Here is an 11,931-nt window from a genome sequence, read left to right on the forward strand (position 1 = left end):
TACACAGCCATGGACTCGGTCACCGAAACCCTCGAACTTTGCAGACGCATCACCACTGGCTACCGCCCTGCCCTGCGCAACAGCCCTGTCGCCGACTGCACCCGCCGTTTCGAACTGCTGCCCCTGCGCTATGCCGCCGTCGGTGGCAATCCGGCACAACGAACCCGCCTGCCCAAATTGCCGGACTACCTCAGCCCCTTTCAGGATGTCGGCGAGCTGACCCATTCTGGCTATGCTATCCGCCCTTTGCGCGAAGGCTTCCTCTATCTGCTGATCAAGCGCCACAGCGAATCGGCCTATCAATGGCACAGCCAGTACCGCGTTGCCCCCAACGGCTCGCTGCTTTACATCAGCGCAGACGCGCCTTGGGAATCCGCTCCCAACGCCGCTAACCTGGAGGAGATCATTCGCGGCTTTGGCTGGACTATCACTCTTTACGATCTGGATGACATCCAGGAACTGCGCCCTTTGTTCAGCCCCTCCCCACTGACCCCACGTATGCTCGATAACTATCGCCTACTTGAGGACGAATATCGCAGTAGTCTGCCGCCCATCGATATCGCCCGATTAATCCAGCCCTCCGATGCACCGCCGCAAGCCCATGTACTCAAGCACGATCAACTTGGCTGGGTCGCCGATTTCAAAGCCCAGGAGGATTCCGACCTGAAAGCGCTGCTGGACCTGCAGCCGTTCAACAACGACCAGATCGTCTCGCCGCATGCGTCACGACAAGCCCTGGCACCGCCGGTTAATCAAACCAAACCCCGCGGCGCCGCAATCGTCATCGAAGACGCCATCGGTATCACCCAAGAGCTCAATGCCTGGCGCAATGCTGCCGTCGACGACGTAAAGACCAAGTGGCTGCGGCGCGGCGTAGAACCAGGCGTGGATAACGAGCGCAGGCTGCTGGTCGCGCAATCGTTCCTGGAGATCGAGAAGCTCTACCCGCAGATGATGGCCGACCGGATCGTTAAACGCGAAGTCATGGCCGAGACCATTCGCAACCAGCCGGCCACGCCGGTGGAGTTCTATGCATTTTCCGATCGGGCCAGACAACAGGCCGATGCGCATGATGAGAGGATGAGACCACACCTTGAGAAGTTCGAGCGCGGCGTGCGTGCCAAGGTCCAGAACCGTCAGGATACCGGTGAATTCAGCAAGAAGTTCGACCAGAAATACGGCCATCTGGTCGACCGTCAGGCGATGCACGATCAGCTGGAAAGTTTCGAGCAAGCCATGCAACAGGCCCAACAGGAGTCAGAGGATCGGGCCAAGGATCATGCCCGCTGGTTGATCAGTGAACGCCTACTAAAGGCCCTGGACCGTTACGACAATGCTGACCTGATCAATGGCCTGGCCTTTGCCGAGCAGACCGGCCAATGCGTTATCGGCATGGAGCTCAGTGAATGGGGAACGACGGTGCTGGACCACTGGTGGCGTAGTGATGTTGCTGATCGGAGCAACCTGGCGATACGGGGTATCACGTACAACCAGGATGACATTCGTGATGCGCTCGCGGCGCTACGGGAAGCGGCCATGGCCAAACCTCCGTCGGAATCATGGTTCGTGCTGCGTGAGTCACTTGTCCGACAAGCGCACATTGCGGCGAATGCTTTCGGGCGCGCCAACGCTTTATATGAAGAACTGCAGAACAGAAACAGCCACGCCAGCATCGGCCTATACGCCTGGTACGTGGCGCTGGGCCGACAAGTGCTTCGTACCGGAGCCCCCAACAGTGTGGACCGTGCCCTGCACCATGGCCTGCGCCTGACTCTGTTTGCTTCGGTACATGAGACAGCTGTCGACATTCGCCTGAGTGAAGCGGCTCGTAGCGGGCAGCCATTGAATCCGCAGCGCAGCGCTGGCCAGGCAAAACGATACTTGGACCAGGCCTGGGCCGAAGGATTGATGCAAGCCAATAAGAGCGACTTCTACAAAGTGCGTGTCTCCGGTCTTGTATGCCTGCTGGAAGGGATGCTGATGGCGTTCAAGGCCCGCGAACTGCCCGACAGTGATGTACGGATTAAGACCGAACTCATGGCAGCCGCCATGACCACGGCTGCGGCGGGTTTCGAGATTGGGGCCAGCTATGTGGAGCAGGTGGTGACGCGTTACGGCGCAAATAGCGTGTCCGGTAGAGGTGCGGTTGCGACCTTGGGGAGGTTGAAACTCTGGGGAGCCGGATTAGCGGGGACGGGAGGGTTCGTACTGGCTTGGTGGGACTTCGCCGACGGGGTAAAAAATCACACTCAACATAATGTCTCAACGAAATCTTGGACATTGAGTGGGGCCTACTTTACGCGCGCACTGGCCACACTTGCTTTATCTATCGGAGAATTGGGAACTGCTATAGGAATAGCTAAGCCCTTCTTCGATCGTCTTACGATCAACAATCAGAGCAAACTCATACGTCTTGCAGGGCGATCATTAGGTAGCCTGGCTACCAGACTGGGTACGCAGGCGGCTCGCTTGCTGTTAACCAAATTAATTTTAGGAGCGTTCTGGGTAGGCCTGCTACTAACCGCCATTATTTTCTTGCTTGAGGACGATGCGCTGGAAAAGTGGTGCAAGCGGAGCAGCTTTCGCTTGGAAAAGAACTCTAAACCTTACGATGAACGAGAAGAGTTAGCAGCCCTGCATTCAGCTTTCAGCGAGGTCCTTTAATGTATCTTATCGAGCGGGGGCTGTGGCAGATGGCGATTGAATCCGAGGCTAAGCGCAAGAAATTCGACGTGCAAAGGAGCTCGACTGTAGAGCGCGCTGACAAGAATTTCCATGAAGATGACTTGAATAAAGACATACACTTCAACAGTGTCAGCGAAAAACCAAATGCACGCGGCCCCATATTTTCTTTCAACGATACATATATGGAAATGCGCTGCGGCGGGTCAGAAGAAAAACGCGGCATCATCACGATGATGACGCTTGGCAGTTTAGGCCCAATGACTTACGCATGGCTGCACATAACATTTGGCTCCATCTATATCAATGCGACTCAACCCGATTTCTTTTCTGCGTTCTCGGTCCTATTCAGCGCGTACATGCTATCAATTGGCGGAGCCATTTATTACTTATATGCCAAATACGGATTTCGTTTTACTCGACTTGAAATGCTTACCAGCCGCCATTTGCTCATTCGCTTCAATCGAAAAACCCAGCAAGTTCACCTCCATAGACCAAGCTACTGCGGCGGTATAGCAACATTCCCCTGGAGAACAACCGGAAGCACCGGCGTCAACCCTGAAGACGACTCCCTCAGCGCGGGCATGAGGCTGTGCTTGGTCTGGCACCCCAGCCGCACTGGCCTCCCTCACATGGAAATGGCCCTACTCGGCAAGCAAAGCCAAGGTGGTAGCGAACTTCGGGACGAGTGGGAGTTCATTCGCCGCTATATGGAAGATGGCCCACATGCCGTCCCCCGCCCCCGTCTGAGCACCCAACTCCCCTCGCCCATCCAGGCATTCAGCGCCCAGTTCGAAGGATTGGGTCGTTTCTACCGGAAAAGCAGTTGGCTGTTCAAAGTCGTCCTGCTCTTGGTTTGGCCCGCCTTCGTCATTATCGGCACCGGCCATTGGCTGAGCTTGCTGTTGTGCTGGCGACCGCGCTGGCCGAAGGTTATCCGCGAAGCTGGCATGCCCGGTAAGCCCGTCCCAGCGGTGACAGCGCTGAGCGACTACCCACCTGAGATCCAGAAACGCCTGCTCGCCAATGCCGATCGCTGGCAACTCAAACCCGGCAAACGCCCAGAGAAAAAGCCACGCAAATTACGTACGTCGAGATCGAAGGTGCACCGACCGGGTAGCTGATGCTACGAATGGGTCGGTACCACCTGCCCCAGTCCCCAACCTTGGGGACACGGTGCCCAACGGCAACCCCCTGCAATCGCCCTTGCAAGAGAAATGGATCCCTTGCCCTGCAAGGGCTGCAGCACATTTTTTCCGGCTTGGCACGCCTATTGCCGATCTCCTGCCAGACGCCCCAAGTCCATGGGCCCGTTTGCAGGAGGAAATGTCTCATGCACCGACCGATACCCCACCCGCTGGCATTGGCCATTTTCGCCGGCATGCTCCAACTCCCGGCCCAGGCTGCCTTGAACGCTGTCGATCCAGGCGCCTATGTTCCCGCCAACGGTGGCTTCCCAGCCTGGTACCAGGACAGTCACGGTCGTACCCTCGACCTGTGCCTGACGAAGGCGGTCAGCTCGCGTGTGCCTGGCGCACCCGGCGCACCTTCGTACATGTGCACGCTGCTGCCCACCCCCGGCGTGTTCGACGATACCCAACCCATCGTCTTCCCCACCAACTTCCCTGACGAGGCGTTCTGGTTCACCGCCGACGCCGCCATCGTAGACGCCACTCGCGGCATCGACCTCAGCTACGGCACCGCGATCGAAGCGGCATTTGCCGCCGAAGAACCGGTCGACGGCGACCAGGTCAGCTTCGCCCGGGTGCGTATCCGGGTCGACGTGCCAACCGCCGGCACCTACGTGGTCACTCACCCCTATGGCGTCGAAGTGTTCGACGTACCTGCGCCCGGCCGCCGGGCGATCAACATGACCCGCGACATCGGCATTGCCGGCGCAGGCGACTTCACCGGCGCCCTGAAAGGCGATGTCGGCCCGTTCCTGCGCAGTGTCAACGGCCCCTACACCGAAGGCAGCGAGCGCTTCATCGGCGACCCGAACCTGGAAGAACGGGTGACCGGCAGCCCCTTCAATACCAACTACGTGCGCATCGAAGGCCCCGGCGGCATCGACCTGCGCACCGAGCTGTTCGCGGTTTCGGGCAAGCTTTCCGAAGTGACCCTGCCAACCCCGCTGATGCCGCAACGCAGTACCTACTCGCGGCATACCGAGAACGGCGACCTGCGCGCCCAGCAGGACATCTTCGTGATGGCCCCGCCGCCACCGGCCAGCGTCACCCTGACCAGCCAGACACCCAACCTGAACCTCACCGAGGCCAACGGTACCGGTGCCTGGTACGCCCAGTCGGTGCTCGACCCGGCCGCCGGGACGATCCTGACGCTGACCGCCGACAACAGCGTGGCGATCCCTGCCAGCAGCCCGACCACCGCCAATGTACCGCTGACCGACCTGGTCGTTATCACCCAGGCCCAGTTCCGTCTGTCCACCGGCGAGCTGACCTTGGTGGCCAGCACCAGCGACGAAACCACGCCGCCAGTGCTCACCGCACACACCGGCAACGGCGCGCTGATCGGCAACCTGAGCGGCACAGGTGCCGTGAAGACGCTGAGCACCAGCCTGTCGCCGATCCCGCCGGCCAAGGTGCAGGTCACCAGTACCAACGGCGGTAGCGACACCGAAGACGTGGTGCTGGTGCCATGAACAGACAAAGGCTCAGCCTTCAAGGAGGCAGCATGAACACTTGGTCGCGCCGTGCGCTGTTGGCCGCCGGTTTCTCCCTTACCGTTACCAGCGCCGCATTTGCCGCGCTGTCCGATGTCGACCCGGGGCCCTACACCTTCGCCACCGGTGGCTATCCGATGTGGTACAAGGACAGCCTCGACCAGTCCCTGGAGCTGTGCCAGTCCCGTGCTACCAGTACGCGTGCACCAGGCGCGCCGGGGGCACCGGCCTACATGTGTACCTTGTTGCCCGAGCCTGGCATCTATGACGATGCCCTGCCGCTGGTGTTCCCGGACAACTGGCCGCCCGAGATGTTCTGGTTCCTGGCGGAAACCGCCATTCCGCAGGTCGGCAACAGCGGCTATGAACTGGAGGTTTATGTAGCCGGGGTGGAGGCTGCCTTCGCCGCCGAAAACCCTGTCGATGGTGACCAGCAAAGCTTCGCCCGGATCCGCATTCGTGCTTCGGTTCCAAGTACCGGTACCTACACCATCACCCATCCCTACGGGGTGGAGACGGTCAACGTCACCACGGCGGGGCGTCGGGCGATCAACATCACCCGGGACATTGGCATTGGCGCACCAGGCAACTTCCGGGGAGCGCTGGCGGGGGCGATCGGCCCTTGGCTGAAGGGTGTTGGCGGGCCTTACACCGAGGTCAACCCCGATACCGGCGCCATCGAAACCTACATCGGCGACCCCAATATCACCGAGGCGGTGACCGGCAGCCCCTTCAATACCAATTTCGTGCGCATTCAAGGCCCCGCTGGCACCATCCAGACCAACACCTTCACTGTTTCAGGCAAGGTACTCGACCAACGGGCCCAGACCCCGGTCAGCCTGGAACGCGCCACCTATTCGCGCAATGCCACCGGCACCCGTACGGAAGTGTTCGCCAAGGCGCCCAGCACGGCCAGCCTGTGCATGCGCAATGGCATTGCCCTGGTCGGCACCCCGCCCTCGCCGTGCCAGTACACCCTCACCGCCGACAACAACGGGCTGTTCTTCCACCAGCAGTTCGGCCAGGAAGCACCGCCTGCTGTGGTGGTGGTCACCGCCAGCGACAGCGCCGGCGGTACCCAGCCAACCGCGCTGTCGAGCAAGCTCACCGACGTGGTCAAGGTCGGCACCGCACGCTACGACTGGGCCAACAAGCGCCTGTTGATAGAGGCCAGTTCCAGTGACGAAGTGGCGGTCCCGGACCTGATCGCCCAAGGCTACGGTCGCCTGTCCAAGGCGGGCACGCTGCAGAGCCTGACCGTCAACGACGTGCCGCAGCCACCAGCCACCATCACGGTGAAGTCGGCACGCGGCGGCAGCGATGTCGAACCGGTAGTCGTGGTCGGCAACGCGCCGGTCGAGGCGGCCAACCAGCCGCCGCTGGCACAGGCCGATACCGGCAGTACCAGCGTGGGCATCCCGATCACCCTCAACCTGCTGCAGAACGACAGCGACCCGGATGGCAACGTACCGCTGACCATCAGCGACCTCACCCAGCCCGGTACCGGTCTTGGCGGCGTGGTGATGAACGGCACCACCTCGGTCACCTACACCCCGCCAGCCGGGGCCACGCAACCCGTGGTGGCCACCTTCAGCTACCGGGCGGTGGACGCCAAGGGCCTGAAGTCGGAACCGGCTACTGTCACCATCAACGTAGCGCCCAACCGGGCACCGACCGCCAACCCGGAAACCGTCGCCACCTTGGGCGTGCCATTGACCATCAACGTGCTGGCCAACGACACCGATCCGGAAGGCAACGTGCCGCTGACTGTCCCTGCTACCTCCCTCACCCAGCCGGCTACCGGTCGGGGCACAGTCAGCACCGACGGCACCACGGTGACCTACACCCCACCGGCCACGGTGACCACCGCCTTCACCACCACCTTCACCTACCAGGCGCGTGACTCGCTGGGGGCGCTGTCCAACCCCACCACCGTCACCGTCAACGTGTCGCCACGGCCCGCCGCCGAAACCTTCGCGGTCACGGCAGCCACGGTCACGGCACGCTCCAACAACCGTTACAACTGGGACCTCAGCGGTACCTCGTCGGTCACCACCGGCAATACCGTCACCGTGCGGGTAACCACCACTACCGGCGTGCAGACCCTTGGCACCGCCACGGTGGCGCTGACCGGCCGCTGGCGCCTGGCGGTGAGCAATAGCACCACGATCATCCCGACTGCGGCACCGACGGCGACGATCACCACCAGCCAGGGCACCACACGCACCGTCAACGTAACCGTGCAGTAAAGGCCGGAGGTTGCAATGAGACGCCTGTACTCCCTGCTGCTCGGCCTGGCCGTGGTGGGCCAGGCCTGCTGGGCCGAGGACCTGTTGGACAATGCCGACCTCGCACCCGGCAACGACCTCGGCGAACCGGTGATCATCCGCCTGCTGCCGGCCAGCGCCGGCCAGGCTGCGGTGATCGAGCAGCAAGGCGCGGGCAACCGCGCCGCCCTCGACCAGAACGGCCAGGCCCTGTTGGGCCGCATCGTCCAGGCCGGTGGCGCGCAGGAAGCGTACATCTTGCAGGAAGGCAGTGACCTGATGGCCCTCATCAGCCAACAGGGGAATGGCAACAGCGCGTCGATCCGCCAGACCGGCAGCAGCAACAGTGCGGCCATCGAGCAGATCGGCAACGACAACAGCGCCAGCATCGTGCAGTCCGGCACCGGCCTGAACAGCTCCGTGACCCAGGCCGGCAATGGTCAGCACGTGCAGATAACCCAATACCGATAGACCTGGAGGTACCCCCATGTACAAGCTCGCTCCGTTAAGTGCCGCTATCGTCCTGGCCCTCGCAGGTCAGGCCATGGCTGCTGACAGCACCTCGTCCCAGACCCAGGATGGCAAGGAAAACATCGCTGAAGTCAGCCAGTCCCTGGCGCCATTCGCTTCGGCTACCCAGACCCAGACTGGCAAGGGCAACAACCACCTGGCGGTGCAATCGGATAGCACCAGCGATATCCAGCAGAGCGCCAACGGCCAATACAACGCAGGCTACGCCGACCAGCTGTTCGAGAACGGCAGCCAGGTCACCCAGCACGCAAGCGGCAGCTACAACGATGCCTTCGCCAGCCAGTCACTGGGCTTGGGCAACCAGTCGCTGCAAACCCAGCAAGGCGCGCAAAACGCCTCGACCGTATGGCAGGAAAGCCAGGAAGGCAGCAAGGCCACCACCTGGCAATCCGGCCAGCGCAACGAAGCTTTCATCGAGCAGATCTTTGGTGGCAGCAACAACCGCAGCAGCATCAACCAGACCGGCCAGGAAAACTACGCCGCCGCCGAGCACCTGAGCCACGTCGATGGTGATATCCAGGTCTACCAGGACGGCACGGGCAACTGGGCGTATGGCGACCAGCGCGACGGCACCGGCGGCACCATCGGCATTGGCCAGTACGGTGGCGGCAACTCGGTGGAAGTGTGGCAGGACAACCAGACCGCCAGCCAGGCATCAGTGACCCAGTCCGGCCAGATGAACGAAGGCTATATCGACCAGAGCTTCGGCATGAACAACAAGGTCAGCCTGTCGCAACAGGGCACGGCCAACGCCAGCTGGTCGGACCAGTTCGAGACCAGCAACTCGACCACCACCATCACCCAGACTGGTAGCAACAACGTGCATTTCACCTACCAGAACGGTGAAAACCTCAACCTGACCATCAACACCAAGGGCACTGGCAACAGCGTCACCGCCAGCAACTGGAAAGGCGCCAAGATGGGCGGCCAGTTCGGTACCAACCAGACTGCCACCATCAACCAGAATGGCAATGGCAACGGCGTCAACCTGACCCAGAACGGTGATAACCAGCTGGCCACGCTGACCCAGAAAGGCACCGGCAACCAAATGGAGACCAAGCAGGCCGACATGAACAACGAGCTGTACTTCGAACAGAACGGCACCGACAACATCCTGATCGCCGACCAGCGTGGCACCGACAACTATGCCTACGGCAACAGCCAGGGCAACGGCAACGTCATCAACCTGGACCAGTCCGGCTACAGCAACCAGAGCTACACCAACCAGCTGTACGGTAGCGGCAACGAAGCCAACATCAAGCAGGTTGACAGCTACAACATTGCCTACGTGACCCAGGGAGGCCAGGGCAACAAGGCGTATGTCGACCAGAGCGGTGTGACCCAGACCGCGACCATCAGCCAGCTGGGCAGCGCGAACGTGGCCACTGTGACCCAGCAGTAGATCGCTCCCCCCTTGAACCGCGGTGCTCCTCTCCCTGGTGCCGCGGTTCCTTTTTTTTCCTGTCAGAACTTCTTTTCTTGCCGACCTGTTCGCGGGTACGCCCGCTCCCACAGGTGCTCCACCGCCGTCAAAGCCTGCGCCAACCCTGTGGGAGCGGGCATGCCCGCGAATAGGCCAAGCCTGCCAAGCGCATTACAATGGTCCACACCCCAACCGATGCCTGACCCATGATCCAGTCCGACCTCGACCTGTTCGGCACCCAGCCGCAACGCCTGGCCAGCCACACCGTGCTGCTGCCCGGCTTCGCCCTGGCCGAGATCGAGGCCCTGCTCGATGCCCTGCGCCCGGTGCTGCGTGCCGCGCCGTTCCGGCACATGCACACCCCGGGCGGCCTGCGCATGGCGGTAGGGCTGACCAACTGCGGCACGTTGGGTTGGGTCAGTGACGAACACGGCTACCGCTACACCCCCTGCGACCCGCTCAGCGGCAAACCTTGGCCCGCCCTGCCCCCCGTGTTGCTCGAACTGGCCGCCCGCGCTGCGACCATGGCCGGGTTCGACGGTTTCGTACCGGATGCCTGCCTGGTCAACCATTACCTGCCGGGCACCCGCCTGAGCCTGCACCAGGACCGCGACGAGCGGGACTTCGGCCAGCCGATCGTGTCGGTGTCGCTGGGCTTGCCGGCGGTGTTCCTGTTCGGTGGCCTGCAGCGCACCGACAAGACCCAGCGCATCCCGCTGAGCCACGGCGATGTGCTGGTCTGGGGTGGCGAGGACCGCCTGCGCTTTCACGGCGTGCTCCCGATCAAGCCTGGCGTGCATCCGCGCCTCGGTGAACGGCGGATCAACCTGACCTTGCGCAAGGCCGGTGGCTGAAGCGGCCAACGGCCCGTAACCGGCGCAAACAGGATGAACGCGCATGAAACAGGTTGAACATCTTGGCCTGGCAAGCTTCAAACGATATGCCATGCCCTGTTCAGCCTGGAGCCCGCCATGCCCTACCAGCCCTGTTACCCGCCCTCTCACAGCGGAGCCGCGCGCCTATGAAAATGCCCTGCCGCGCGCCCAATGCCTCACTACAGCTCGATTATGTACGCGACACCCTGTTCGGCCCGGTGGCGCAAAGCGTGGAGTGCCAGTGCCAACTCGCCGCCCTCGACCTGCAAGGCCGCCCCGGCCTGCGCCTGCACATTTGCCCGCCCCTGCCCGACAAGGTCGACCGCGCCCACAGCGTGGCCTTCGTCTGGGACGGGCGCAGTTACCACGGAGTGGTCCGCGACCAGGGCAAGTGCGGTGATGGCGGCCTGAACCTGCTGCTGGAACTGCTGTAAGACGATCAACGGCGATCAACCCGGCTGAACCCACCGGGCGCGTCACGTCTCCATAGCAAAAGGGCCCATGCCTGCCGGAGAACGCGGAGAACGTCAATGAACAGTCCGTTGCTCAAGCTCTTCACTCACCCCGCCGACGCCTGGCTGGAAATCCGCCGGGCCGAGGAAGACCACCCGCAGCAATATCTGCCGCGCCTGTTGGCCCTGGCACTAATCCCCGCTGTGTGCCTGTTCGTCGGCACGACCACCTTCGGCTGGAGCCTGGCGGCCGAGGAACGGGTGCGCCTGAGCATGACCAGCGCCGCCCAACTGGCGGGCTTGCTCTACGCCACAACGGTCGTCGGGGTAATGTTGATGGGCACGATGATCCGCTGGATGTCGCGCGGTTTCGATGCACAGCCCAGCCTCAACCAGTGCATCGGCTTTGCCGCCTACTGCGCCACACCATGGTTCTTTGCCGGGGTGGTCGGCCTGCTACCGATCCGCTGGCTGGCGCTGGCGGCACTGCTGGCTGCCTCGGCGTATGCCAGCGTGTTGTTGTATGGCGGATTGCAGACCTTCCTGCGGCTGAAGAAGGAACAGGCCATGCTGTTCGCGACCTGCGTGTGGGGGGTGGGGTTACTGCTGCTGGTCACCATCCTGGTGGCGATGATCCTGTTCTGGTTCAACGGCCTGATGCCGGAATATGTGCGCCCGGCCAGCGTGGGCTGACCGGGGCGCGGCAGGCGCCTCAGGCAATCGCCTTGAGTGTCGCCGGGTGGCTGTCACGCAGCGCGTGCAGCTGCCCCACCAGGTTGACCAGGTCACGGCAACTGTTGAGGCTTTGCAGGGGGACCCCGCTCAGGGTCACGCCCTCGTCGAGGCTCTGGCCCTGACCCAGGCGTATGGTCAGGTTGGCGCCATCCGTGCAGCTGACTTCGCAACGGTCGGGCAGGCAGGCTTGCTCGATCATCTGCCGCATTTCTAGCATCGAAACTCCTATCAACGACATGGTACGACCCTCTCTTTGGGATGGCCTGTTGTGTGAGTACGCCTT

General features: G+C 62.2%; 10 protein-coding genes. 9 read left to right on the top strand and 1 reads right to left on the bottom strand.

Annotation, left to right across the window (positions count from 1 at the left end; all coding sequences use genetic code 11):
* The first annotated feature begins 9 nt into the window (after nucleotides 1-9).
* The 9 genes from AC2T3R_RS13985 to AC2T3R_RS14025 all read left to right on the top strand — a co-directional run bounded on the left by AC2T3R_RS13985 (nucleotide 10) and on the right by AC2T3R_RS14025 (nucleotide 11,606).
* A complete protein-coding gene (locus AC2T3R_RS13985; protein ID WP_486743800.1) occupies nucleotides 10-2,664 on the top strand; it encodes a T6SS effector BTH_I2691 family protein in 2,655 nt (884 codons plus the stop codon).
* Nucleotides 2,664-3,806 carry a DUF6708 domain-containing protein gene (locus AC2T3R_RS13990; RefSeq protein ID WP_486743801.1) on the top strand — a complete coding sequence of 381 codons (1,143 nt, stop codon included), beginning with the start codon at nucleotides 2,664-2,666 and terminating at the stop codon, nucleotides 3,804-3,806. The genes AC2T3R_RS13985 and AC2T3R_RS13990 overlap by 1 nt, the downstream gene beginning before the upstream one ends.
* Nucleotides 3,807-4,015: 209 nt before the next feature.
* The gene (locus AC2T3R_RS13995) at nucleotides 4,016-5,344 is read left to right on the top strand and encodes a hypothetical protein (protein ID WP_015270512.1); all 1,329 of its coding nucleotides are present in this window, start codon (nucleotides 4,016-4,018) and stop codon (nucleotides 5,342-5,344) included.
* 32 nt (nucleotides 5,345-5,376) lie between these two features.
* Nucleotides 5,377-7,614, top strand: a complete 2,238-nt coding sequence (locus tag AC2T3R_RS14000; RefSeq protein WP_410952408.1) for an Ig-like domain-containing protein — start codon at nucleotides 5,377-5,379, stop codon at nucleotides 7,612-7,614.
* A 15-nt stretch (nucleotides 7,615-7,629) separates the two neighbouring features.
* Nucleotides 7,630-8,103, top strand: coding sequence for a curlin-associated protein (locus AC2T3R_RS14005; RefSeq protein ID WP_015270514.1), 474 nt, complete (start codon nucleotides 7,630-7,632; stop codon nucleotides 8,101-8,103).
* A gap of 16 nt (nucleotides 8,104-8,119) precedes the next feature.
* Nucleotides 8,120-9,565: a curlin gene (locus tag AC2T3R_RS14010; RefSeq protein WP_013972778.1), complete on the top strand. Its 1,446-nt coding sequence runs from the start codon at nucleotides 8,120-8,122 to the stop codon at nucleotides 9,563-9,565.
* Nucleotides 9,566-9,792: 227 nt separating this feature from the next.
* Entirely contained in the window at nucleotides 9,793-10,440 is a 648-nt protein-coding gene (gene alkB, locus AC2T3R_RS14015; protein WP_410952406.1) for a DNA oxidative demethylase AlkB, read from the top strand.
* 167 nt (nucleotides 10,441-10,607) lie between these two features.
* Nucleotides 10,608-10,895: a hypothetical protein gene (locus AC2T3R_RS14020; RefSeq protein ID WP_013972780.1), complete on the top strand. Its 288-nt coding sequence runs from the start codon at nucleotides 10,608-10,610 to the stop codon at nucleotides 10,893-10,895.
* A gap of 96 nt (nucleotides 10,896-10,991) precedes the next feature.
* On the top strand, nucleotides 10,992-11,606 hold the full coding sequence (locus tag AC2T3R_RS14025; RefSeq protein WP_015270517.1) for a Yip1 family protein: 615 nt from the start codon (nucleotides 10,992-10,994) through the stop codon (nucleotides 11,604-11,606).
* 19 nt (nucleotides 11,607-11,625) lie between these two features.
* On the opposite strand, the gene AC2T3R_RS14030 is transcribed toward AC2T3R_RS14025, so the two are convergent.
* Nucleotides 11,626-11,886 (bottom strand): DUF1652 domain-containing protein, encoded by a 261-nt coding sequence (locus AC2T3R_RS14030; protein WP_024087193.1) that lies wholly within the window; start codon nucleotides 11,884-11,886, stop codon nucleotides 11,626-11,628.
* Nucleotides 11,887-11,931 lie beyond the last annotated feature (45 nt).

It is taken from the genome of Pseudomonas sp. PVC-5-1, from assembly GCF_057444345.1.

Excerpts from the sequence above, each read along its gene's own strand:
- AC2T3R_RS13985 (WP_486743800.1), top strand. The coding sequence starts at position 10 with ATGGACTCGGTCACCGAAACCCTCGAACTTTGCAGACGCATCACCACT.
- AC2T3R_RS14000 (WP_410952408.1), top strand. The coding sequence starts at position 5,377 with ATGAACACTTGGTCGCGCCGTGCGCTGTTGGCCGCCGGTTTCTCCCTT.
- AC2T3R_RS14010 (WP_013972778.1), top strand. The coding sequence starts at position 8,120 with ATGTACAAGCTCGCTCCGTTAAGTGCCGCTATCGTCCTGGCCCTCGCA.
- alkB (WP_410952406.1), top strand. The coding sequence starts at position 9,793 with ATGATCCAGTCCGACCTCGACCTGTTCGGCACCCAGCCGCAACGCCTG.
- AC2T3R_RS14030 (WP_024087193.1), bottom strand. The coding sequence starts at position 11,886 with ATGTCGTTGATAGGAGTTTCGATGCTAGAAATGCGGCAGATGATCGAG.
- AC2T3R_RS14005 (WP_015270514.1), top strand. The coding sequence starts at position 7,630 with ATGAGACGCCTGTACTCCCTGCTGCTCGGCCTGGCCGTGGTGGGCCAG.
- AC2T3R_RS14020 (WP_013972780.1), top strand. The coding sequence starts at position 10,608 with ATGAAAATGCCCTGCCGCGCGCCCAATGCCTCACTACAGCTCGATTAT.
- AC2T3R_RS13990 (WP_486743801.1), top strand. The coding sequence starts at position 2,664 with ATGTATCTTATCGAGCGGGGGCTGTGGCAGATGGCGATTGAATCCGAG.
- AC2T3R_RS14025 (WP_015270517.1), top strand. The coding sequence starts at position 10,992 with ATGAACAGTCCGTTGCTCAAGCTCTTCACTCACCCCGCCGACGCCTGG.
- AC2T3R_RS13995 (WP_015270512.1), top strand. The coding sequence starts at position 4,016 with ATGCACCGACCGATACCCCACCCGCTGGCATTGGCCATTTTCGCCGGC.